The following is a 22,226-nucleotide window of genomic DNA, read 5'->3' on the forward strand; positions in this document are numbered from 1 at the left end:
GGGTGTTGGCCGCTTATTGCGCCAGCGCCGGTTCCTGCCGGCGCACGCCGGTGCGCTGCAGCGCGCCGACATCGACGATCAGCGCCACGCTGCCGTCGCCAAGGATGGTCGCCGCCGAGATGCATGGCACCTTGCGGTAGTTGGTTTCCAGGTTCTTCAGCACCACCTGGTGCTGGCCGATCAGCTGGTCCACCAGCAGCGCAAAGCGCTTCCCCTCGGCCTGCAGGATCACAGCGATGCCCTGCGTGGGTTCCTGCAGCGCGCCGGCCACGTTGAACACGCGGTGCATTTCCAGCAGCGGCAGGTATTCGCCGCGCACGTGCATGACGCGATCGGAGTTGGCGGCGGTGTGGACATCCTCGGCCTTGGGCTGCAGCGACTCCATCACGCAGTTCAGCGGCAGGATGAAGGTCTCTTCGCCCACCTTGACCGACATGCCGTCCAGGATCGCCAGCGTCAGCGGCAGCACGATGCGGATGGTGGTGCCCAGGCCCGGGCGCGAGCTGATCTGGACGTGGCCGCCCATCTCCTGGATATTGCGCTTGACCACGTCCATGCCAACGCCGCGGCCGGACACGTCGGTGACGACTTCGGCGGTGGAAAAGCCCGGCGCGAAGATCAGCTGCCAGACCTCTTCATCGGTGATGGCCTCGGACACCGGCAGGCCGTTCTGGATGGCCTTGGCCAGGATGCGCTCGCGGTTCAGGCCGCCGCCGTCGTCGCTGACTTCAATGACGATATTGCCGCCATGGTGCTGCGCGGACAGGATCAGCTGGCCGGTCGCGTCCTTGCCGGCGGCCACGCGCTTGTCAGGGGTTTCGATGCCGTGGTCCAGGCTGTTGCGCACCAGGTGGGTGAGCGGATCGATGATGCGTTCGATCAGGCTCTTGTCCAGTTCGGTGGCCTTGCCGAAGGTGACCAGGTCGATCTGCTTGCCAAGCTTGCTGGCCAGGTCGCGCACCAGCCGCGGGAAGCGCGAGAACACGTAGTCCATCGGCATCATGCGGATCGACATCACCGCTTCCTGCAGGTCGCGCGCGTTGCGCTCGAGCTGGCCCATGCCGGAGAACAGGCGGTCGAACAGCACCGGGTCCAGCGCAGAGGCGGTCTGCGCCAGCATCGACTGCGTGATCACCAGCTCGCCCACCAGGTTGATGATCTGGTCGACCTTTTCGGTCGGCACGCGGATCGAGCCTTCGCCGTGCGCGGCGCTCGCCTGCGGCTTGGCCTTCTCGCGCGCGGCGGCGGGCGCTGCCGCCGCTGCTACGGGGGCCGCCGCGACCGGGACGGGCGCCGGGACCGGCGCCTCGACCACCGCTGGGGCGGCGGCAGGTGCCTCGGCTTCGGCTTCGATCACGATCTGGTCCAGATCGATCACGAAGCAGCACACCGCGATGATGTCGTCGGCGCTGCACTGGGTGTTGAGCCACACCACCAGTTCGCCATTCACCTCCTGCTGGCCGGTGATCTCGCCCAGGTTGGCCAGTTCCTCGCGCAGCAGCGCCTGGTCAGAGGCGGAAACCCGGATCAGGCGGATCTTGAGCCCGCCGCCCGTGGCAGCGGCAGCGGGGGTCATTGCGGCAACAGGAGCGGGCGCCGGGGCCGGGGCGGCAGTTGCGCCAGCATCGCCGGCGGCTTCCTGCGCCAGCTGTTGCAGCACGGCGCAGATGCGCGCCAGCGTTTCCGGATCGGGTTCGGTGCCGTTGCGGTAGGCGTTGAGCTGGTCTTGCAACACGTCCTTGGTTTCCAGAAAGGTGTCGATGATGGTCCTGGTCAACGCCAGTTCCTGCCGGCGCGTGCGGTCCAGCAGGTTCTCGAAAATATGGGTGGTCTCGGTCAGCGCCGCGAAGCCGAAGGTGGCGGCCCCGCCCTTGATGGAGTGCGCCGCCCGGAAGATCGCGTTCAAATGCTCGGGATCGGGCGACTCAATGTCCAGGCCGAGCAGCAGCTGCTCCATTTCGACGAGCAGTTCTTCCGCTTCCTCGAAGAAGGTCTGGTAAAACTGTGTGATATCGATATCGACAGACATGGCGTCCTGAGTCACTTGGTTACTGCACTGGCGCTGCCGCAGCGGCTGCGCGTCATGGTTTGCTGCCCGTGGGCGCAGGCGCGGGCGCGGAGGCCGCTGCTAGCCCCGCCTGCATCTCCTGCACAGCCTTGCCGGCCTGCGCCGCCACCGAGACCTCTGCGGCGCTGGCGTTCTCGGCCTCGAAGCGCGCCTGGGCCTTATGGTTGAGCACCACGATGCTGATGCGCCGGTTCACCGGCGCCAGCAGGTCTTCCTTGTCCAGCGGCATGGTTGCGGCCAGGCCCAGCACGCGCAGCACCTTGCCCTCCTGCATGCCGCCGGCGATCAGCTCGCGGCGCGAAGCGTTGGCGCGGTCGCCCGACAGCTCCCAGTTGCTGTAGGTGCGCTCGCCGTTGGAATAGTTGGCCGCATCGGTATGGCCCGACAGGCTGACCTTGTTGGGCAGCTCGTTCAGCACCGGCCCGATCTCGCGCAGGATGGTGCGCATATAGGTCTCGACCGTGGCGCTGCCGGTGCGGAACATGGGCCGGTTCTGCGTATCCAGGATCTGGATGCGCAGCCCCTCGCTGGTGATGTCCAGCAGCAGCTGCGGCCGGAACTGGCGCAGCACTGGGTTGTTCTCAATGATCTGCTCAAGGCGCTGCTTGAGCGCGCGCAGGCGCTGCGCTTCCTGCTGCTCGTTGCGCCGCTGCTCGTCGCTGGGTTCGTTGGCGCGCGCGCGCATGGTGTCGCCGTCCTTGCGCAGCGCGTCCTGGCCGCCGCCCGGGATCACGCTGGGCGTCTGGCTGCTCCTCTCGCCGCCGACGACGGCCACCTTGAGCGGCATGCGGAAGTACTCGGCAATGCCTTCCAGCGTCTTCTTGTTGGCGCTGGAGAGCAGCCACAGCACCAGGAACAGCGCCATCATCGCGGTCATGAAGTCGGCGTAGGCGATCTTCCAGCTGTGGTTGCCATGCGGTTTGGCGTGCGATTTCGCCCGGCGGACGATGATCGGACGCATATCGTGTGCGCTGCTCATGACGGTGCCCCTTGCTGCTTGCGTGCCTTAATTCAGGCTCTTGACTTCACGCACGTGGTCGTCGAGCTCAAGGAACGACGGCCGCACCGTGGAGTACAGCACCTTGCGGCCGAATTCCACCGCCACCAGCGGCGCGTAGCCGTTGAGCGAGGCCAGCAGCACCACCTTGATGCATTCGTAGACCTTGACGTTCTCGGACACCTGCAGCTCGATGCGCGCGGCCAGCGGCGAGACAAAGCCATAGGCCAGCAGGATGCCCAGGAAGGTGCCGACCATGGCGTGCGCGATCAGCGCGCCCAACTCGGCCGGCGGCAGGTCGGCCGAACCCAGCGCATGCACCACGCCCATCACCGCGGCAACGATGCCGAAGGCGGGCAGCGCGTCGCCGACGCGCGACAGCGCATGGGCGGGGATCTCGGCCTCGTGGCGGAAGGTCTCGATCTCGTGGTCCATCAGGGCCTCAATCTCGAAGGCATTCATGTTGCCGTTGACCATCATGCGCAGGTAGTCGGTGAGGAATTCCATCACCACCGGATCCGACAGGATGCGCGGGTACTGGCTGAAGACGCTGCTGGCGGCGGGGTCCGCGATTTCCTTTTCCAGGAACAGGATGCCCTCGCGCCGTGCCTTGGACAGCAGCACGTACAGCAGCGACATGACGTCCAGGTACAGCTCTTTCTTGTACTTGGAACTCTTGAACAGACCCGGCAGCGCCCTGGCGGTGGCCTTGATGGCCTTTGCTGTATTGGTGGCGATAAAGGCACCGAAGGCGGCGCCCCCGATGATTACAAATTCCGCCGGTTGATATAGCGCGCCCATGTGGCCGCCGGTCATGGCGTAACCGCCAAGCACCGCCACAACCACGACGACATAGCCAAGAACTACTAGCACGATCGGATCCCCGTCTAAAAACGCGCGTCAGCCACGCTCATTTGCCCGTTGCACGGGCGCACGGAGAGAATCCGTCCGCCAGCGCAGCAAGCTTGCCAGCCGGCGGACCTTGACCAGGATCAGGTGTTGGTCTGCACGGCGGCGGCGTCTTTCGAGAGCTTCTTCACTTTCCCTGCGCGTGACGGCGGACGGCACAGGCTGCACACAAAGTTCGCGTGCGGCTCATACGCGTGCGTGACAAACTGCCCGCCGCAACACGTGCACCGGGACAGCTGCAGCATGTTGCTCTCGAAGAACCGTACTAACGTCCAGGCACGCGTGAAACTTAAGACAATTTCGCCGCCGAGCAGCGAAACATGCTCAAGGTACAGGCGGTAGGCAGCCACCACCGCGCGAATGCCCACGGTCTCGCCCTCCTGCACCATGAACTGGTAGGCAGAGAAGAACAGCGAGGAATGGATATTCGGCAGCCAGGTGGTGAACCAGTCCGTCGAGAAGGGAAGCATGCCCTTGGGGGGCGAGACGCCGCGCAACTCCTTGTACAGGCGGATGAGCCGGTCACGCGACAGCGTGGTCTCGGCTTCAAGCACCTGCAGGCGCGCACCCAAGCCGATCAGCTCGATCGCAAGCTGGGTCTGGTTGGCATCCTGGAGCACGCTCTTGCGGCTGGGAACGGAGGTGGCCGTGTAACTCCGGGTCGGCTCGGCCTGCAGGAGCGCGGTCAATTGAGCGACTCCACAGGCTGGCGTGCAAGCAGGATCGCGGCGTGGATCTGCTGCATGTCATGGCTCTTGGCCGTGTGGGTGAGAGTGGACAGAAGCGCATGGTCGTCGAAGCGGAACCTGCACAGCACCATGTTGGATGCCGCCAGCTTGACGAGTTGCGCGGAAGTCAGCTTGGCAAGAATATCCGCGATTTCCTTGCTGACCCCGAGCCGGAACATGGCTTCGACCTGGTTTTCGCGCACCAGGCGTTGCGCGAGCAGCAGATAGGCGAGATTAACCTCCCTGATCTCCTGGAGAACTTCACTGCTTTCCAATTTATCCCCGCTACCAAAAACCCGCCGTGGCCGCTTGTCCGGCGCTTACCGATGCCCTCGCGGGCCCGGCGACCAGATCGTTTGTATGCGGCTGGGCGGGTACAACGTACGACTAAGGAACTACGCCCGTGTCCAACTGTAATCAACCCCGTTACAAGTGTTACAGAGTGTAAGTAAGACTGTTACGTTTATATCGGCAATCCACCCGCAATGCCAATCCCTACTTACGCGGGGGGGGGAACCAAATGTCGCATGAAACATACATGAGCGCGCACATTTTGTAACACGTCACATCTCTGACACTTGATCTGGCGCAAGCCAGTCTCGCAAACGTCATATCTGCAAACGCGCGACCAGCGCCCTCGGTAGCCTGCTGGAATCCTCTATTGACGAGTGCCGCCTATTGCGCTTAGCGCGCAAGCACTGTCCGTCATCCCAGTACGAGATTCGTGGCCGGATGCAGCGCGCCGGATGCCAACCGCGCCCTCAGTGCCCAAACATGCGCCGCAGCCACGCCGCCAGCCGGGCGAACACATCGTCGGGCGCTTCGCGGAACAGCGCCGGGCGCATGCGCTCCACCTGCTCCAGCACGCGCGAGGCTTCTTCCGGCCGCACCGAGCCGTATTCCAGGGCCAGGCCCAGCATGCCGCGCAGCTCGCCCACGCGGGCGCGGCCCGCGGCTTCGCTGTCTTCGGTCTGCAGCGCGTACATCAGGTCATAGGCGCGCTGGCGCAGGCTTTCGGCCAGGCGCCATGCGGGCGTGCGCATGCGCTCTTCCAGCACGCGCACGTCTTCGGCCGAAGCCGCCACCTGCGTGGCGAGCGCCTCGGTGAAGGCCGCATCGGCGCCGCATTCCGACAGCACCTGCGCGGCCCATTCGCGCGCATGCGCCAGGCGCTGGTCCGGCGTCCAGTCGGGCTGCACTGCCAGCCCGAAGCCAAAGCGCTGGGCATCGCGCATCAGCGCCGCCAGCGCATTGGGCAACTGCTTGTCGAACACGCGGCGTGCCCAGCCGTATTCACCGCCGGACAGCAGCCGCGAGACCGCGCGCTCGGTGAGCGGGCCGTCATGCTGCAGCAGCCGCGCGCGCAGGAATTCCTGGAAATCGGGCGGCAGGAACTCGCGGTCCAGGCCGGTCGAGACCCCGACGAACTGCTCGAATTCCTTGCGCAGCCGGGCCGCATCGTCATGCGGCAGGGCCAGGTTGATCTCGGTCGTCATAGCCTTGCCATCCGGGCCGCCTCGCGGCCCGTTGCCAGTGGGGATCAGAACGCGCTCCAGTCGCCGTTGTCGGCTGCTGCCAGCGCGGGGCGCGCGGTCCTGCCTGCCACCAGCCGCGCCGGCTGCGCGGCGACAGCATCAGCCGCCTCGGGTGCGGCGGCATGGTCCGCCGCAGGCACAGCGGCGGCCTTCGTGCTGGCAGGCAGGGCCTTGGCGACCCGCTTGCCGGCAGGGATGGCGCGCACCGCGCCGGCGGCACGAGACGCCCTGGCCGGCAGCGCCGTCGCCGCAGGCAGGGGCTGGGCCGCGAACGAACCCGCGCGGGCATCCTCAGCCGCCAGGCGGAACGTCGCCACGGCCGCCTGCAGCCGGCTGGCCTGCTCTTCCAGCGCGCCGGCAGCGGCGGCAGCTTCTTCCACCAGTGCCGCGTTCTGCTGCGTGCCCTGGTCCATCTGCGCCACGGCCTGGTTGACCTGCTCGATGCCCGCGCTCTGCTCCGCCGACGCCGCGCTGATCTCGCCCATGATGTCGGTCACGCGCTTGACCGCCTGCACGATCTCGTCCATGGTCTTGCCAGCCTGGCCCACCAGCGCCGAGCCGTTATCCACGCGCTCCACCGTATCGCCGATCAGCCCCTTGATCTCCTTGGCCGCGTTGGCGCTGCGCTGCGCCAGGCTGCGCACCTCGCCCGCCACCACCGCGAAGCCGCGGCCCTGCTCGCCGGCGCGCGCCGCTTCCACCGCCGCATTCAGCGCCAGGATGTTGGTCTGGAAGGCGATGCCTTCGATCACGCCGATGATGTCGACGATCTTCTTCGACGCATCGTTGATCTCGTCCATGGTCTGCACCACCCGGCCCACCACTTCGCCGCCGCGCAGCGCCGTCTCCGACGCATTCGCCGCCAGCCCGCTGGCCTGGCGCGCGTTGTCCGCGTTCTGGCGCACCGTGCTGGTCAGTTCTTCCATGCTCGACGCCGTTTGCTCCAGCGCTGCCGCCTGCTGCTCGGTGCGCTGCGACAGGTCGTTGTTGCCCGCGGCAATTTCACGCGAGGCGCTGCCGATGGATTCCGCCGACACCTTGAAATCGCGCACCATGCGCGACAGCTGCTGCTGCATCTGCTGCATCGCATAGACCAGGCTGCTCTTGTCGCCTGCGCGCGTGGTCACCGGCGAGGAGAAGTCGCCTTCGGCAATGCGCGCGGCAATCGCGGCCGCATAGGCCGGCTCGCCGCCAAGCTGGCGCGACAGCGCCCGCGCCAGCAGCACGCCCAGCAGCACCGAAAGCGCCAGGCCGCCCAGCACCAGGCCCAGCATCCACAGGCGGGAGGCGTTGTAGACGCTGCGCGCTTCTTCCATGTTGTTGCGGGCGCGGTCGTCGCGGCGCTTGACCATCTGGAACATCACCGCTTCCAGCGCATGGCTGTCCTTGAGCAGGTCGGCGCTCTCGGAGAACACCTGGCTTTCAAATTGCGAGGTATCCAGCGGCTGCTTGCTGACCAGTTCGACGTACTTCTCCATGCGTGCGCGGAAAGCCGGCGACAGCTCCTGGTACTGCTTGACCAGTGCCTTGCCCTCAGGCTTGTCGAAAACGCCCGCGACCTGGCGGATGCGTTCGTCCATCGCGCCGAGCGACTTCACGATCTGCTCCTTCTCGGCCGAACGCTCGCCCATGGTCGATGCCGACAGCAGCGCGATCTGCGCACGGCTGGCATAGACCAGGTTGATATTGGCGTCCTGCACAGCCTTCAGCGCCTGCAGGTCGCCGTTGTAGATCTTGCCGGTCCAGTCGGCCATGCGCCCCATGTTGACCACACCCAGCAGCCCCATCACGGCGCCGATCACGGCAACGACCAGGAATCCGGCAACCAGCCTGGTCGTGACGCGCAGTTGATTGAACCAATGCATAGCAACTCCCCCTTGTAACTGAAGCCTCGGGCGCGGCGTGCCGCACCCTTTTTGTACGCATGCAGGTCGGTGTTCCCGCGCCTGCCTCGTCTTTGATTCGGACTGGCCTGGTTCCGTGGACTAGGCCTGTGCCAGTGACTGGGCCGCGTCGGCACGCGCATGGGCCGGCAGGCGCTGCGGACGCACCTCGGCCTGCATGCTGACGCGGAACGTGGCAATGGCGTCGCGCAAGCGCATGGCTTGCTCTTCGAGCGAGCCCGCGGCGGCGGCAGCTTCTTCCACCAGTGCCGCGTTCTGCTGCGTGCCCTCGTCCATCTGCGCCACGGCCTGGTTGACCTGCTCGATGCCCGCGCTCTGCTCCGCCGACGCCGCGCTGATCTCGCCCATGATGTCGGTCACGCGCTTGACCGCCTGCACGATCTCGTCCATGGTCTTGCCAGCCTGGCCCACCAGCGCCGAGCCGTTATCCACGCGCTCCACCGTATCGCCGATCAGCCCCTTGATCTCCTTGGCCGCGTTGGCGCTGCGCTGCGCCAGGCTGCGCACCTCGCCCGCCACCACCGCGAAGCCGCGGCCCTGCTCGCCGGCGCGCGCCGCTTCCACCGCCGCATTCAGCGCCAGGATGTTGGTCTGGAAGGCGATGCCTTCGATCACGCCGATGATGTCGACGATCTTCTTCGACGCATCGTTGATCTCGTCCATGGTCTGCACCACCCGGCCCACCACTTCGCCGCCGCGCAGCGCCGTCTCCGACGCATTCGCCGCCAGCCCGCTGGCCTGGCGCGCGTTGTCCGCGTTCTGGCGCACCGTGCTGGTCAGTTCTTCCATGCTCGACGCCGTCTGCTCCAGCGCCGCCGCCTGCTGCTCGGTGCGTTGCGACAGGTCGTTGTTGCCCGCGGCCACCTGGCGCGTTGCCGTGGAGATGCTGGCCATGCCCTCCTGGATCTCATGCACCACCGACTGCAGGCTGCGCTGCATGGTCTGCATGGCCTGCGCCAGTGCGCCGATCTCATCCGCGCTGCGGTGCTCGAAGCGGGTGGTCAGGTCACCCGCGCCCATGCGCAGCGCAAAGTCCAGCATGTGGCGCACCGGACGGTGCACGCGCGCCAGCAGCATGGTGCCGGCCGCGAACGACGACGCCAGCGCCAGCGCAAAGCCGCCCCACAGCCACGGGCGCACCGCGGCCACGCCTGCGCCGCCCAGGGCTTCCACCGCAACCAGTGCGGCCAGGAACCACACCATGCCGCCGGCCTGCGCCCACAGGATGCGGCGCTTCAGGTTCAGGCGCAGCAGCCCCTGCACCAGGCCGCGCAGCCCGGTGCGCACCACGGCGCCGTGGCGGATCGCCAGCCCCTCCGCGCGGCCGGCGCGCAAGCGTGCGTAGGCGGCGCCGGCGGCTTCCACCTGCTCGCGCGTCGCCATCGACCGCACCGAGGTGTAGCCGACCACGCTGCCATCGACGCACGTGGGCGTCACGGTGGCGTTGACCCAGTAGAAGTCGCCGTTCTTGCGGCGGTTCTTGACCACGCCCATCCAGGTGCGGCCGGCCTGCAGGTCCTGCCACAGGTCGGCAAACGCTTCGGGCGGCATGTCGGGATGGCGCACCAGGTTGTGCGCCGCACCGAGCAGCTCTTCGGCCGCAAAGCCGCTCGCCTCGATAAAGGTGCGGTTGGCAAAGGTGATCCGGCCCTTGAGGTCCGTGCGCGAGATCAGGTAGTCCGATGGGGAGAGCTTGTATTCGCGCTGCGTAACGGGTTGGTTGTTTCGCATCTATGACAATACTGCAGGCCCGGGCGCGGCAATGTGCTGCACCCTGGGCGGGTTCGGTCCGGCAGGCGGGTGCCGGCCGGACAACGTTGGCGCTGCCGCGGGATCAGGCCACCGCGTCGAGCGCGGCGAGTTCTTCGGTGTTGAGCAGCTTCTCGATGTCGACCAGGATCAGCATGCGTTGCTCGACCGAGCCCAGCCCGCGGATGTAGTCGGTCGCCAGTTCGCCGGAGAAATGCGGCGTGGGCTTGATCTGCTCGGCGGCAAGGGTCAGCACGTCGGACACGCCATCCACCACGATGCCGGTGGTGCGGTCGTTGAGGTCGACGATGATGACGACCGTGTACTGGTCGTAGCTGACGTTCTGCTGGCGGAACTTGATGCGCAGGTCGATGATCGGCACGATGATGCCGCGCAGGTTGATCACGCCCTTGATGTAGTCCGGTGCGTTGGCAATCTGGGTGACCGACTCGTAGCCGCGGATCTCCTGGACCTTCAGGATGTCGACGCCGTATTCTTCCCGGCCCAGCGTGAAGGCCAGGAACTCCTCGCCCGCGCCGTCTGCCTTGTCGATGTGCTTCATCGTCTAGCCCCCCAAAATTGGCTCATGCTGGTTTGCTGGCGCTGCTGCGGCCAAGGCCGCTGGCTGGCACCGGGGCATGACTTCGCCCACCAGTGTTTACGGCAGCAATCCGGCTGACTGAAGGGCGACGCCCGGCTTCCCTTACCCTTCCGAGGTAGGGGGCGCGGTGGACAGCAGCGCCGTCACGGCCTGCATCAGCTGGTCAGGATCGAAGGGCTTGGGCAGGAAACCCGAGGCGCCGGCGGCGCGGGCCTGCTCGCGGATGCTGCCGTCCTGCTCGGTGGTCAGCATCAGGATGGGAATGCACGCATAGCGCTCAGTGGCGCGCAGGCTGCGGATCAGCGTGAGGCCATCCATGCCGGGCATGACCTGGTCGGTGACCAGCATGCCGAAGCTGGCGCCGGCTGCGAGCGCATGTGCCTGATCGCCGTCAGCCGCCTCGGTCACGTCAAACCCTCCTGCGCGCAGGCAGGCGCCGATCATGCGGCGTAGAGAAGGAGAATCGTCGACGACGAGGATGCTGGGCGATGACATGGGCGCCTCCGGTTTGCAGGACTCGATTGATCCGCCAGGATGGACACACGGGCAGCGCAGCCGGCGACGGACGGGCCGGCGCAGGGCTGCGCCGCAAACGCTGGCAGCCTGCCAGACCGGTTATCGGCCGCGTTGCGGGCGAACTTTAGCCGTCAGGCGCCGCCGCCCTGCTCGCGCAAGGCATCGGCAAAACCGGCAGCATCCAGCGGCAGCGACAGCAGGTAACCCTGCACCTCGTCGCACCCCATCTCATTGAGGATTTCCAACTGCGATGCCGATTCAACGCCCTCGGCCACCACCTTCATGCGCAGTTCGTGCGCCAGCGCCACCATCGAGCCGACGATGGCGCGGCCCTGCGCATCGGTGTCGAGCCCGCCGATCAGCGTGCGGTCGATCTTGAGCGTGCCCACGCGCAGGCGTTTGAGATAGCCCAGGCTGGAATAGCCACTGCCAAAATCGTCCAGCGCCACCTGGATGCCGAGCGACTGCAGCTCAGCCAGCGTTTCCAGTGACTTGCCGATATCCTTCATCGCCGCGGTCTCGGTGATCTCCAGCGTGATCGCCGAGGGCGGGATGTCGTGCTGGTGGATCTGCTCGAGCAGGTATTGCGGGAAATTTCGGCTGGCAAAGCGCAGCCCCGAGACATTGATCGCCACCGGCACGGTGGGCACGCCGGCGTCCCGCCACTGGCGCACCTGGCGGCAGACGCTGGTCAGGACCCAGTCGTCGAGCTTGTCGATCTGGCCCGACTGCTCGGCCACGGTGATGAACTCGGCCGGGCTCACCTGGCCCAGCGCGGGATGGCGCCATCGGCATAGCGCTTCCGCCCCCACCAGCGTGCGCCGGCGCGCATCGTACTTGGGCTGGAACTGCAGCGACAGTGCGTCGTCCTGGATCGCCAGCCACAGGTCGCGCCGGATCACGCGGGTGCGGCGCGCGCGTTCGCCGGCGGCGCTGTTGAACAGGCGCACCTGGTTCGAGCCGCTCTGGCGGGCCTCGGCCAGGCTGACGCGCGCGGCCTGCATCAGCGCCTCTGAGGTCTGCGCATCGCGCGGATAGATGGCAATGCCGATGTTCACGCCGATCTGCATCTGCAAGCCGCGCGCGGCGATGAACTCGGCCAGCGAGCCGAGCATGCGCGAGCCCAGTTCCTGCGCGCGGCCATGGTGGACCAGCTCGGGCACGCCCACGGCAAACTCGTCGCGCGCCAGCCGGGCCAGGAAGTCGTGCGGCTCCAGCACCGCCTGCGCCAGCGCGCCGGCGTCCTGGGCCAGGATATCGTCGGCGCGGATCTCGAAGACCTCGTCGACCTCGCGGTAGTCGGCAATATGGATCAGCAACACGGCGCAGCCGGTCTCGGCCAGCCGCGCCTGCGCGATCGCCTGGTCCAGCCAGCGGCCGAAGGCGACGCGGTCAGGCATCGTCGTTGCCACGCTGTACTCGCCCACCGTGCCCTGCCCGCGCGCGGCGGCACGCACGGTAAGACGGCCGGGGCGGCCGGGAATGCGCGCGCCGCGCCGCGCCAGCCGGGGCTCGTGCCCGCGCGGCAGGCCATGCGCCTCGTCCGCCAGCTCATCGGCCAGGCCGGCTTCGTGGTGCGCCGGCAGCAAGCCACGCGACTGCGCGCGGTGGACGGCGAACATCAGCGCGCACAGCGCGGTCAGTCCGCCCGCCAGCCAGGCGGGGTGCGGCAGGCCGGCGGCATCGATGCAGGCGCGCGCCGAGGCCGAGCCCGCGCCACAGGCGCGGCCCAGGTGCGTGCCAGCCGCCGCCACCAGCCCGGCGCCAGCGACGACCGCCATGATCGCCGCACCACGCCACAGCCGCGTACCCTGGCGCAGCCACTGCACCAGCAGCTTGGCAGCCGCGGTGGCGGCCGCGGCGGCAGCGAAGCTGGCCGCCATCTGCGCCGTGTCGTTGGCCGCCGGCACGCTGCCCGACAGCATCACCACCAGCACGGGCACGCTTACGCTCAGCTGCGACAACAGTGCCGCCGACCAGGTCAGCGTGCGCAGCGAGCGGCCACCGGCTGACTGGTCCGCACGCCCGGCACGAACGCCAAGGGCGGCGGCCACGCCCAGCAGGGCAGCCAGCAGCAACAGGACGGAACTCAGGGCAATCATTGGGCTGCGCGATGATGAAGAGAATGCGCGAAGAAGGTCAGGACGCGGGGCAAACCCCGCATCATGGCATCTTGCAGTCGCCGTGTGAACAAGGCAATGGTGGGGACAATAGTCTAGAACGCGCTCCAGTCATCATCGGCCCCGGCAACGGCCAGCGCGGGCCTCGCCGCCGGACGGCCTGCCGGCAGCGCCGCCGGCCGCACCGACATGGTGCGTGCGGTGCGGCCAGCGACAGCCGTCGCGGCCGCGCCTGCCCCCACTCCCGTACCCGTGCCAAGGTTGAACACCGAGACCACGTTCTTGAGCTTCTGCGCCTGTTCTTCCAGCGCCCCGGCTGCGGCGGCGGCCTCTTCCACCAGCGCGGCATTCTGCTGCGTCACCTCGTCCATCTGGGTCACCGCCTGGTTGACCTGCTCGATGCCGCTGGTCTGTTCCTGCGACGCGGCGCCGATCTCGTTCATGATGTCCGTCACGCGGCGCACGGCCTGGACGATCTCGCCCATGGTCTGGCCGGCTTCGGCCACCAGCCGGGTGCCGCTCTCCACGCGCTGGCCCGACTCGCCGATCAACGCCTCGATCTCCTTGGCGGCCGAGGCCGAGCGCTGCGCCAGGCTGCGCACCTCGCCCGCCACCACAGCAAAGCCGCGGCCCTGCTCGCCGGCACGCGCGGCTTCCACCGCCGCATTGAGCGCCAGGATATTGGTCTGGAAGGCAATGCCCTCGATCACGCTGATGATCTCGACCACCTTGCGCGAGGCGCCGTTGATCTCGTTCATGGTGTCGACCACGCGGCCCACCACGTCGCCGCCCTTGAGCGCGATCTGCGAGGCCTCGTTGGCCAGCACGCCAGCCTGGCGCGCGTTGTCGGCATTCTGTCGCACCACCGTGGTCAGCTCTTCCATGCTGGCCGCGGTCTGCTCCAGCGACGAGGCCTGTTCCTCGGTGCGCTGCGACAGGTCCAGGTTGCCGGTGGAAATCTGCTGCGTGGCCGATGCCATCGAATCGGCGCCGGTGCGCACTTCGGCAACGATGCCCGACAGGCTGGCCTGCATCGCGGCCAGCGCCTGCATCATGCGGCCGATCTCGTTCTTCGAGACGCTAGCGATGCGCGAGGTCAGGTCGCCGCGGGCGATGCGCTCGAACACAGCCAGCGCCTCTTGCACCGGCGTGACGATGGCGCGGTTCAGCGTGACCGTGCACAGCACAGCGACCGCCAGGCCCAGCACGATCAGCACGATCGACAGCATGCGGATGCGCGCAAAGCTGGCCTGCGCGGCATCGAAGTTGGCCTGCCCGGCAGTCATCTGGAACTTCTGCAGCTTCTCGTGCACGCCCGACATGCTGCGCTGCAGGTCAGGCAGCACCTTCTTCGCCAGCCGCAGGGCCTCTTCCTGGTTGCCCGCCAGCGAGGCCGCCTGCAGCGGCAGCACGCCCTGCTCCATGAACACCTGGCGCTGCTTGCCCAGTTCCGCGGCGAGCGCCTTTTCCTCAGGATTCTGCGGCAGGCTCATATAGCGCTTCCAGGCAGCCTCCGAAGCCTCAACGAACACCCTGGAGCGGTCCACGTGAACCTTGGGATCGTCCTGCTCGCCCTGCATCACGTTGCGGTCCAGCGCCAGGCGCATGCGCGTGGTGGCCTGCATCGCCTCGCTGAGCGCGACGGTGGAGCCGAGCTGGTTGGCATAAGTCTCCCTGAGGGCATCATTGCTTTGTGAAATACCGTGCAGGCCGGCACCGCCGACCAGCAACAGCAGCAGCGACAGCATTCCCATGGCGCCCCGCAGCAGGGTCTTGATCTGGATATTGTTGTGGAAGGACATGAATGAAAGAAGACTGTGCAACCCGCGGGGCACACCCCTGGCCCCGTTCCGGCAGGATCGACGCCCAGATGATCCGCCCTGCCCGGATAACGGCGCCGCCTCCTGGTACTTGAGGCGCCGCGCCGGTGGCGACGCAATTAATCGGCCATAACCGGCGTGTCGGATATACGCCACGTGGCTTGCCGCGCGATCGCCACGAACGCCCTGGCGAATTTGCCGCCGCCGATTATCGCGATTTGATTTTGGCGGCGGCTGGCTGCCGCCGGGCCGGTTTGCATACGGCCGCACCATTTGCGGGCCTGAGCCGCGAACTGCGGCCGGGCAACACCGACGAGGACGGAAATCCCGGCGACAGACCACGACACCGAAAGTTCACACAATTATCGGCGCCAAGAATTTTCGCAAAAACAGCATCCGATTACTACGGCAGGATTTGCAGCGGGCGGCGACCTCGTTATAATTGTTTTCAGCATTTTCACCCCCGCACACACCCACCGCATTCCACTCCACCGGAAACCGAGGACCCAATGGCGACTTATCAGGAAATCGTTCAGAAAATCAGTGAACTGCAGAAGCAGGCCGAGGAAATCAAGGCACGCGAACAAGCCACGGTGATCGCGGATATTCGCGAGAAAATCGAGCAATATGGCCTGACCGCGGAAGACCTGGGTTTTGGCGCAAAGGTGCCGGCCGGCAAGAAGGCGGTCAACCGCAAGGTGCCGGTACGCTATCGCGACAGCGCCGGCAATACCTGGACCGGCCGCGGCAAGCGCCCGGGCTGGCTGACTCAGGCCCTGGCCCAGGGCAAGGCAGTTGAAGACTTTCTGATCCGCTGAAACACGCGATCCGGCAGATGGCAAAACGCCACGGAATTGATCCGTGGCGTTTTTGTTTTCTGGCCTGCCGCGGCGCCCGTGCAACACCGCGGCACCGCCTGCCCCGGCCGTCAGGCGTCGAACCCCTGCGGATTCATCGACTGCCAGCGCCATGAGTCCTCGCACATGCGGTCGATGTCATGGCGCGCGCGCCAGCCCAGCAGCTGGTTGGCCAGCGCGGGATCGGCGTAGCACGAAGCGATGTCGCCCGGGCGCCGCGCCACGATGTCATGCGGCACCGGCTTGCCGCTGGCACGCTGGTAGGCCTGCACCACTTCCAGCACGCTGTAGCCACGGCCCGTGCCCAGGTTCACGGTCATGCTCTTGCCCTGCGCGCGCAGGTAACCCAGCGCCGCTAGGTGGCCGTCGGCCAGGTCGCAGACGTGGATATAGTCGCGCACGCCGGTGCCGTCCGGCGTCGGGTAGTCGCCGCCGAATACCATCAGCCTTTCACGGCGCCCGCCGGCCACCTGTGCCACATAAGGCATCAGGTTGTTTGGAATACCGCGCGGATCCTCGCCGATCAGCCCGCTTTCATGCGCGCCGACCGGATTGAAATAACGCAGGTAGGCAATGCGCCAGTCCGGATCCGATGTTTCCAGGTCGCGCAGGATTTGCTCGCCCATCAGCTTGGTCTGGCCATACGGATTGGTGGCCGACAGCGGGAAATCTTCCAGGATCGGCACCGCATGCGGATTGCCATAAACCGTGGCCGAAGAACTGAACACCAGCTGTTTCACCCCGGCCGCACCCATTGCCGCGCATACCGTCAGCAGCCCACCAAGGTTGTTGCTGTAATACTCCAGCGGCTGGCTCACGGATTCGCCCACTGCCTTGAGCGCGGCAAAATGAATCACCCCGCTGATGCGGTGTTCGGCAAAGAGCCGGTCCAGCAACGCGCGGTCGCGCACGTCGCCCTGCACAAAATGCGGGGTCTGGCCGGTAATGGTGGCGAGCCGCTCCAGCACCACCGGGCTGCTGTTGCATAGATTATCCAGGCCGATCACGTGGTAGCCGGCATTGAGCAGCGCAACCCAGGTATGCGAGGCGATATAGCCGGTGGCACCGGTCAGGAGCAAGGTTTCAGGCATGGAAAATACGCGTCGGAATTCGATTCAGGGCCGGGCCTTGGCCTGGCGGATTCAAAAAGTTACTCAAGCACAACTTTCAGCAGCGTAAGCCGGTGAAGCAGCTTATTATCCACGATCTGCCGTTGCGCCCAGGTTAGCCGGCGCAGAGCGCGGGCAATGCTAGGCCCGGCTTGCCGGCGCTTCCGCCACCAGCCCTGCCCGCGCCTGCCAGGCTTCATAGGCGGCGCGCAGCCGCCAGCCGGACTCCAGGTCGCGCATGCCCAGGCATTGCGCCACCTCGGCCGGCGCCGTGCCGGCCTCGAAATGCATCGCGGCGCAGGTATTGCGCAGCGTCTGCGGCGACGCGCGTTCGCTGCGGCTGGCCAGCACACCGGCCTCGTCCAGCAGGATCTCCACGCGCCGGTAGACCGAGGCGGCATGCATCGGCCGCCCCGACGGCATGGCGGGAAACACCAGGCCGCCAAGCGTGCCGGAGGCTTCGCGCAATGCCAGCCAGGCCCGCAGCGGCGCATGGGCCAGGCTGAACAGCGGCACGGTATAGGCCCGGCCGTTGTCCGCGCGGACCATGCGCAGCGCCATCCGGCCGGGTGCGCCAGCTTCGATAGCATCGACCCGCAGCGCCCGGGCTTCGCCTACCTTCAGGCCGCCGCCGAGCAGCACCGCCAGCAGGGCCGCATCGCGGGCGCGCTTCCATTGGGTGGGCGATGCCGCGGTATGCGTGTCGCCGGCCAGCATGCCGGCCGGGCCGAGTATCCGCGCCACCAGCAGGTCGCGCTCGCCCGGCAGCAGGAAGGCGGTGGGATCGTTCTCGCCATCGGCCAGATGGGCGCGCACCGCCTGGCTGGCCGGGTTGTGCATGCCCTCGCGCAGCCGCGCCAGGTGATGGAACACCCGTTCGATCAGCCGCGTATAGCGATAGCGGTGCGATTTGTGCAGCTGCTGCGCGTCCAGGAACTCACCGATCTGCTCCGCCGACCAGCTCAGCGGCGGCAGCCCGCGCTCGGCCGACCAGCGCAGCAGCTTGCCCCACATGGCGCGGTACACCACGCTGGTGCCGTGCCGGAAGCCATGCCGTGCCAGCCAGCCGTCGAACGCGCGCTCCGGATGGTCACGCCAGGCGGCCAGGTCGGCATCGAACAAGGCCGCCTGTTCAGGATGGGCAGCGGAGGGCTTAGTGGTCACTGACTCTCCTGCCGGGGGCCGGCGTGCGGGGTTGGGATCCCGCCTATTGTAGACAACCCGTCACTGCGCGGCGGGGGCGCCGGCACCGTTGGCCCCGCATCGCTTGCACAGTGCCCCGGCGCATGCTACCTTTCCATCCACTATGCAACTGGTTGCATAAACCCCGCAGCCAGACCCCGTCAAACGAGACGCCCGCGCATCGACGCCAGCCAAGGAGACCGACGTGACCACCACCAACCTGATTCCCGCCGCTCAGGCCTCACTTGAAGCCTGGCACCAGATGCTGGCCAACGGTTCGATGGCCGGGCTCGACGCCATCGTGGCCGATGAGGTGGTGTTCCGCTCTCCGGTCGCGCACACCCCCTACCCCGGCCGCGCCGCGATTGGGCTGGTGCTGACCACGGTGAACCAGGTGTTCCAGGACTTCCGCTATCACCGCAGCTTTGTCAGCGAGGACGGCCACAGCGTGGTGCTGGAATTCAGCGCGGCCGTGGACGGCAAGGCGCTCAAGGGCATCGACATGATCCGCTTCGACGACGCCGGCCGCATTGCCGAGTTCGAAGTCATGGTGCGCCCGCGCTCTGGCCTGGAGGCGCTGGCCGCCGCCATGGGCGCGCGCCTGGCCAGCCAGAGAGACGTGCTGACCGGCACGGCCTGACGCAACCCTGTTTCGCAGCACCGCTTTTTCGTTTTACCGGATTACCCAGGAGACTTCACCCATGGCCCTTCCCGCCCAACTCCAGAACCGGCTGTCGCTGCCGGTGGTCTGCTCGCCGCTGTTCATCATCTCCAACCCCGACCTGGTCATCGCCCAGTGCAAGGCCGGCGTGGTGGGCTCGTTCCCCGCGCTGAATGCGCGCCCGGCACCCAAGCTGGAAGAATGGCTGGACCGCATCACCACCGAGCTGGCCGAACACGACGCCAAACACCCGGACCGCCCGTCGGCGCCGTTCGCCGTCAACCAGATCGTGCACAAGTCCAACGACCGGCTTGAACATGACCTGGAGCTGTGCGTGCGCTACAAGGTGCCGATCGTGATCACCTCGCTGGGCGCGCGCAAGGAAGTCAACGACGCAGTGCACTCGTACGGCGGCATCGTGCTGCACGACGTGATCAACAACACCTTCGCGCGCAAGGCCATCGAGAAGGGTGCGGACGGACTGGTCGCGGTTGCCGCTGGTGCCGGCGGCCATGCCGGCACGCTGTCGCCGTTCGCGCTGCTGCACGAGATCCGCGAATGGTTCGACGGCCCGCTGCTGCTGTCCGGCTCGATCTCCAGTGGCGACGCGATCCTGGCCGCGCAGGCCGCCGGCGCCGACCTGGCCTATATCGGCTCGGCCTTTATCGCCACACAGGAAGCCAACGCGCAGGACGGCTACAAGCAGATGATCGTCGACAGCAACGCCAACGACATCGTCTACTCCAACCTGTTCACCGGTGTGCACGGCAACTACCTGCGCGGCAGCATCGAGCGCGCCGGCCTGGACCCGAACGCGCTGCCCGAATCGGATCCGTCGAAAATGAATTTCGGCTCCACCAGCGTCAAGGCGTGGAAGGACATCTGGGGCGCCGGCCAGGGCGTGGGCGCGATCAAGCGCGTGGTGCCCGCGGGCGAGCTGGTGCGCCGCTTTGCCGAGGAATATGCGCTGGCACGCCGCCGGCTGGGGTTGGGTGAGGCCATTCAGGCCGGCACGCGTGCCGTCGATCTGGCCTGACGCTGCCAGTCAGCTGGCCTGGCAGGCTGTAGCCGCCGCCCGTGGGGGGCGCGGCTACAGCAGCGGCAGCAGTTCCTCGCCCCAGGCCACCCAGTCCTGCTCGAAGCGGATGCCGCGCTGCAGCAGCGCATAGCGCAACTGTTGCGCGCGGTCCATGTCCGGCGCAGAAAAATCGCGCCGCTCGATCGCCAGGTAAGTCTCCAGCCGGGCCCGGTGCAGCGCGATCAGCCGCCGCATCTCGTCGCCCAGGCCAAGCGGCCCGATCACCGCATCGGCGCGCAGCTTGACCAGGATTTCCTCGCGCTGGTCCAGGCTGGCGCCGGGGGTCAGCACCCAGCGTGCCAGTTCGTCACGGCCGGCCGGCAACACCCGGTAGACCTTCTTGCGGTTCTTGCGATCGCCGGCACCGGTCTCGCCTTCCGCCGCCTCGGCTTCATCCGCGGCAATCCAGCCACTATCAGCCATCCGTCCCAGCTCGCGATAAATCTGCTGGTGCGTGGCATGCCAGAAATAGCCGATGGAACGGTCAAAGCGCCGCGCCAGGTCATAACCGGACGACGGTTTTTCGATCAGGGAAATCAACAAGGCGTGCTGGGTCGACATGCGTCTGGGCAGTGGCCCGTCGGGGGGCGATGAAAAATGGTTGGAAGCGGATGCGGCAGACCCGGAACCGGAACGCGCCGGTAGCCGCACTTCGCCGGGCTGGCGCTATGGTATCGCAATGCCGGCCTTGCGCAGCACCCTCTGCGATGTCGTCATCGGCGTCGCCAGCAGATGCCATACATTCATTAAATTTGTCAGTTTCGAAATTTCCTGGCAGACAGAATTAAAAAACGCTGAATGGCATTTCTGCGCTTGATGCAATACATTCCATACATTGAAATCCAGTGCGAGCGCATATCCGCCCCCGGCCGCACCTTGCAGCAATCCTGGAGTGTGTCCATGACCGGAAGAATTTTGCTTGCCGAAGAGCGCGACGTGGCCTGGGAAGCCGACGCCGGCGAGCTCCCGTTCGGCATCCTGCCGCCCATGCGCGACAAGGCGCCCATTTACTACCGCCTGCCCGATACGCCGGACGGGCACCATATCAAGGAATACGCCAGCGGGCTGCGCCAGCTGGTGCGCTTTGTCGGCGTCGAAGAACAGGTTGTCAAATTCAGCCTGGGCTGACCAGGCACGTAACCGTTTCCCTGTGGTTGTCTCCTCCGAGCCCGTTCCTGCGGGCAGGGACTTGAACCCGTGAATTTCGCGGGTTTTTTCTTGGCCGGCCGAATCAGAGCTGCGGCGCCAGGCAGGCCGCGCCGTCCGGGTTGGCTGTTTCCGCCATGCCGAACACCGCCCTGGCGCCGCATTGCGAGCCGAACATACGCGCCTGGTCGTGGCCAACGCCCACCACTTCATAGGCCTGGTGGCGGATCACCAGCCCGGGGCTGGCCAGATAGCGCTCATAGCGCAGGTAGCCGCGGGCCCGCTGCAGGCGCGTGGGGCCTTCGGCCTCAGCGCCGCACGCCTTGTCGAGTACGCGGTGGTTGGGGTCGTTGTCTTCCGTGCCGGCCAGGTAGGTCACCTGACGCCCGGCGTAGCGCTGGTACAGCGACGGGCCATTGGCTCCCTTTGCGTAGGGCACGATGTCCTGCATGCCATAGCGGTACTTGTCGTAATCCGGGCACGCCGCCTTGTCGTAAGACGCAAACGAGCGGCCGTCCGCGCCGGCCGGGCGCACCGGCGTGAAGTACAGGTAGGACGAGGGGTTGGCCACCACATAGCGCAGGTCGATGCCGCGCGCGCGGATGCGCTCGTCGACATTGTTCAGCACGGCATAGCGATGCACGATCTGCGCACCGCCCGAATGCCCGGCCACGGTCACCCTGGCCACCTGCGGCAGGCGCGCCTTGTCGGTGACGAAGGCCATCAGGTCATCGAGGACCTGCAGTGAACTGACCGTGAACGGCGAGTTGACCGCGTTCTGGCCACTCATCCAGCCCTGCACCGACCATTGCGGCATGCCGTCGAAGCCCTTGCCGTGGTCAGGCGTGCCGGGGAAGTTGGGCGCGACCAGCAGCACCTCGTCCGGATTGCGGCCGCTGGCCTTGAGCAGTGCAGCACCGGCGGCGTAGTAGTCATCGCCGTTGCGCTGCAGGCCGTGCTGCACGAACACCACCTCGCGGATGCGCGACAGGTCTGCGTCGAGCTGATGGTTGGCGTAGACCGGGAAGTCATAGCCCGCGCCCGTGCCCAGGTGCACGCGCTGCCAGTGCGGCTTCGTCTGGGCCGGCGTGGCCGCCGCCTCTATCGCCCTGGCGGCGGAAGGCGTGTCAGGTGCGCTGGCGCAACCGGCCAGCACGGCCATGGCGATGGAGGCGCCGGCCAAAGCCCGGCATGGTTTCCTTGGCACAACGAGAGCAATGGCTTGCAGCATGGGGAAGCGACTCCT

At 66.9% G+C, this 22,226-nt stretch carries 21 protein-coding genes; 5 read left to right on the forward strand and 16 right to left on the reverse strand.

Annotated elements, in window-relative coordinates; genetic code table 11:
- Window positions 1-13: 13 nt before the first annotated feature.
- The 12 genes from cheA to AC3WL8_RS01370 all read right to left on the reverse strand — a co-directional run bounded on the left by cheA (window position 14) and on the right by AC3WL8_RS01370 (window position 14,929).
- Window positions 14-2,029, reverse strand: coding sequence for a chemotaxis protein CheA (gene cheA, locus AC3WL8_RS01315; protein WP_013951940.1), 2,016 nt, complete (start codon window positions 2,027-2,029; stop codon window positions 14-16).
- A 52-nt stretch (window positions 2,030-2,081) separates the two neighbouring features.
- Window positions 2,082-3,047, reverse strand: coding sequence for a flagellar motor protein MotB (gene motB / locus AC3WL8_RS01320; RefSeq protein WP_013951939.1), 966 nt, complete (start codon window positions 3,045-3,047; stop codon window positions 2,082-2,084).
- A gap of 27 nt (window positions 3,048-3,074) precedes the next feature.
- Entirely contained in the window at window positions 3,075-3,938 is an 864-nt protein-coding gene (gene motA / locus AC3WL8_RS01325; protein ID WP_013951938.1) for a flagellar motor stator protein MotA, read from the reverse strand.
- A 119-nt stretch (window positions 3,939-4,057) separates the two neighbouring features.
- Window positions 4,058-4,663 (reverse strand): flagellar transcriptional regulator FlhC, encoded by a 606-nt coding sequence (flhC, locus tag AC3WL8_RS01330; RefSeq protein WP_013951937.1) that lies wholly within the window; start codon window positions 4,661-4,663, stop codon window positions 4,058-4,060.
- Window positions 4,660-4,977: a flagellar transcriptional regulator FlhD gene (gene flhD / locus AC3WL8_RS01335; RefSeq protein ID WP_010812713.1), complete on the reverse strand. Its 318-nt coding sequence runs from the start codon at window positions 4,975-4,977 to the stop codon at window positions 4,660-4,662. The genes flhC and flhD overlap by 4 nt, the downstream gene beginning before the upstream one ends.
- Window positions 4,978-5,463: 486 nt before the next feature.
- Entirely contained in the window at window positions 5,464-6,198 is a 735-nt protein-coding gene (locus tag AC3WL8_RS01340) for a DUF4088 domain-containing protein (RefSeq protein ID WP_316155191.1), read from the reverse strand.
- A gap of 44 nt (window positions 6,199-6,242) precedes the next feature.
- Window positions 6,243-8,102 carry a methyl-accepting chemotaxis protein gene (locus AC3WL8_RS01345; RefSeq protein ID WP_211979566.1) on the reverse strand — a complete coding sequence of 620 codons (1,860 nt, stop codon included), beginning with the start codon at window positions 8,100-8,102 and terminating at the stop codon, window positions 6,243-6,245.
- A gap of 120 nt (window positions 8,103-8,222) precedes the next feature.
- Complete coding sequence (locus tag AC3WL8_RS01350; RefSeq protein ID WP_492377776.1) at window positions 8,223-9,872, reverse strand: methyl-accepting chemotaxis protein; 1,650 nt, start codon at window positions 9,870-9,872, stop codon at window positions 8,223-8,225.
- Between the two features lie 103 nt (window positions 9,873-9,975).
- Complete coding sequence (locus AC3WL8_RS01355) at window positions 9,976-10,452, reverse strand: chemotaxis protein CheW (protein ID WP_013951933.1); 477 nt, start codon at window positions 10,450-10,452, stop codon at window positions 9,976-9,978.
- A gap of 141 nt (window positions 10,453-10,593) precedes the next feature.
- A complete protein-coding gene (locus AC3WL8_RS01360) occupies window positions 10,594-10,986 on the reverse strand; it encodes a response regulator (RefSeq protein ID WP_013951932.1) in 393 nt (130 codons plus the stop codon).
- A 152-nt stretch (window positions 10,987-11,138) separates the two neighbouring features.
- On the reverse strand, window positions 11,139-13,109 hold the full coding sequence (locus tag AC3WL8_RS01365; protein WP_013951931.1) for a putative bifunctional diguanylate cyclase/phosphodiesterase: 1,971 nt from the start codon (window positions 13,107-13,109) through the stop codon (window positions 11,139-11,141).
- 113 nt (window positions 13,110-13,222) lie between these two features.
- Window positions 13,223-14,929: a methyl-accepting chemotaxis protein gene (locus tag AC3WL8_RS01370; RefSeq protein WP_211979565.1), complete on the reverse strand. Its 1,707-nt coding sequence runs from the start codon at window positions 14,927-14,929 to the stop codon at window positions 13,223-13,225.
- 527 nt (window positions 14,930-15,456) lie between these two features.
- On the opposite strand from AC3WL8_RS01370, the gene AC3WL8_RS01375 reads away from it, so the two are divergent.
- A complete protein-coding gene (locus AC3WL8_RS01375) occupies window positions 15,457-15,765 on the forward strand; it encodes an H-NS histone family protein (protein ID WP_010809859.1) in 309 nt (102 codons plus the stop codon).
- A gap of 110 nt (window positions 15,766-15,875) precedes the next feature.
- Here the strand turns inward: AC3WL8_RS01375 and galE are convergent, their stop codons facing one another.
- Entirely contained in the window at window positions 15,876-16,895 is a 1,020-nt protein-coding gene (galE, locus tag AC3WL8_RS01380) for a UDP-glucose 4-epimerase GalE (RefSeq protein ID WP_013951929.1), read from the reverse strand.
- Between the two features lie 159 nt (window positions 16,896-17,054).
- Window positions 17,055-18,077, reverse strand: a complete 1,023-nt coding sequence (locus tag AC3WL8_RS01385) for a tyrosine-type recombinase/integrase (RefSeq protein ID WP_013951928.1) — start codon at window positions 18,075-18,077, stop codon at window positions 17,055-17,057.
- Window positions 18,078-18,300: 223 nt separating this feature from the next.
- Here AC3WL8_RS01385 and AC3WL8_RS01390 point away from each other — a divergent pair, with 223 nt between their 5' ends.
- Together AC3WL8_RS01390 and AC3WL8_RS01395 are read left to right on the forward strand one after the other, a co-directional pair.
- A complete protein-coding gene (locus tag AC3WL8_RS01390) occupies window positions 18,301-18,735 on the forward strand; it encodes a nuclear transport factor 2 family protein (RefSeq protein ID WP_013951927.1) in 435 nt (144 codons plus the stop codon).
- Between the two features lie 61 nt (window positions 18,736-18,796).
- A complete protein-coding gene (locus AC3WL8_RS01395) occupies window positions 18,797-19,792 on the forward strand; it encodes an NAD(P)H-dependent flavin oxidoreductase (protein ID WP_492377777.1) in 996 nt (331 codons plus the stop codon).
- Window positions 19,793-19,846: 54 nt separating this feature from the next.
- Here AC3WL8_RS01395 and AC3WL8_RS01400 read toward each other — a convergent pair whose 3' ends face one another.
- Window positions 19,847-20,395 (reverse strand): PadR family transcriptional regulator, encoded by a 549-nt coding sequence (locus tag AC3WL8_RS01400; RefSeq protein WP_013951925.1) that lies wholly within the window; start codon window positions 20,393-20,395, stop codon window positions 19,847-19,849.
- On the opposite strand from AC3WL8_RS01400, the gene AC3WL8_RS01405 reads away from it, so the two are divergent.
- Complete coding sequence (locus AC3WL8_RS01405; protein WP_148271640.1) at window positions 20,394-20,651, forward strand: hypothetical protein; 258 nt, start codon at window positions 20,394-20,396, stop codon at window positions 20,649-20,651. The genes AC3WL8_RS01400 and AC3WL8_RS01405 overlap by 2 nt on opposite strands.
- A gap of 83 nt (window positions 20,652-20,734) precedes the next feature.
- Window positions 20,735-20,962, forward strand: a complete 228-nt coding sequence (locus AC3WL8_RS01410; RefSeq protein ID WP_013951924.1) for a hypothetical protein — start codon at window positions 20,735-20,737, stop codon at window positions 20,960-20,962.
- A 103-nt stretch (window positions 20,963-21,065) separates the two neighbouring features.
- Here AC3WL8_RS01410 and AC3WL8_RS01415 read toward each other — a convergent pair whose 3' ends face one another.
- On the reverse strand, window positions 21,066-22,211 hold the full coding sequence (locus AC3WL8_RS01415) for a hypothetical protein (RefSeq protein ID WP_492377778.1): 1,146 nt from the start codon (window positions 22,209-22,211) through the stop codon (window positions 21,066-21,068).
- Window positions 22,212-22,226: the final 15 nt, after the last annotated feature.

The sequence above is a fragment of the Cupriavidus sp. FW305-F7 genome, assembly GCF_058782875.1.

Bases quoted from the DNA above. Each gene is read 5' to 3' on its own strand.
- cheA (WP_013951940.1), bottom strand. From the start codon at position 2,029: ATGTCTGTCGATATCGATATCACACAGTTTTACCAGACCTTCTTCGAG.
- motB (WP_013951939.1), bottom strand. From the start codon at position 3,047: ATGAGCAGCGCACACGATATGCGTCCGATCATCGTCCGCCGGGCGAAA.
- AC3WL8_RS01340 (WP_316155191.1), bottom strand. From the start codon at position 6,198: ATGACGACCGAGATCAACCTGGCCCTGCCGCATGACGATGCGGCCCGG.
- AC3WL8_RS01345 (WP_211979566.1), bottom strand. From the start codon at position 8,102: ATGCATTGGTTCAATCAACTGCGCGTCACGACCAGGCTGGTTGCCGGA.
- AC3WL8_RS01350 (WP_492377776.1), bottom strand. From the start codon at position 9,872: ATGCGAAACAACCAACCCGTTACGCAGCGCGAATACAAGCTCTCCCCA.
- AC3WL8_RS01355 (WP_013951933.1), bottom strand. From the start codon at position 10,452: ATGAAGCACATCGACAAGGCAGACGGCGCGGGCGAGGAGTTCCTGGCC.
- AC3WL8_RS01360 (WP_013951932.1), bottom strand. From the start codon at position 10,986: ATGTCATCGCCCAGCATCCTCGTCGTCGACGATTCTCCTTCTCTACGC.
- AC3WL8_RS01365 (WP_013951931.1), bottom strand. From the start codon at position 13,109: ATGATTGCCCTGAGTTCCGTCCTGTTGCTGCTGGCTGCCCTGCTGGGC.
- AC3WL8_RS01370 (WP_211979565.1), bottom strand. From the start codon at position 14,929: ATGTCCTTCCACAACAATATCCAGATCAAGACCCTGCTGCGGGGCGCC.
- AC3WL8_RS01375 (WP_010809859.1), top strand. From the start codon at position 15,457: ATGGCGACTTATCAGGAAATCGTTCAGAAAATCAGTGAACTGCAGAAG.
- galE (WP_013951929.1), bottom strand. From the start codon at position 16,895: ATGCCTGAAACCTTGCTCCTGACCGGTGCCACCGGCTATATCGCCTCG.
- AC3WL8_RS01395 (WP_492377777.1), top strand. From the start codon at position 18,797: ATGGCCCTTCCCGCCCAACTCCAGAACCGGCTGTCGCTGCCGGTGGTC.
- AC3WL8_RS01405 (WP_148271640.1), top strand. From the start codon at position 20,394: ATGCGTCTGGGCAGTGGCCCGTCGGGGGGCGATGAAAAATGGTTGGAA.
- AC3WL8_RS01400 (WP_013951925.1), bottom strand. From the start codon at position 20,395: ATGTCGACCCAGCACGCCTTGTTGATTTCCCTGATCGAAAAACCGTCG.
- AC3WL8_RS01410 (WP_013951924.1), top strand. From the start codon at position 20,735: ATGACCGGAAGAATTTTGCTTGCCGAAGAGCGCGACGTGGCCTGGGAA.
- AC3WL8_RS01415 (WP_492377778.1), bottom strand. From the start codon at position 22,211: ATGCTGCAAGCCATTGCTCTCGTTGTGCCAAGGAAACCATGCCGGGCT.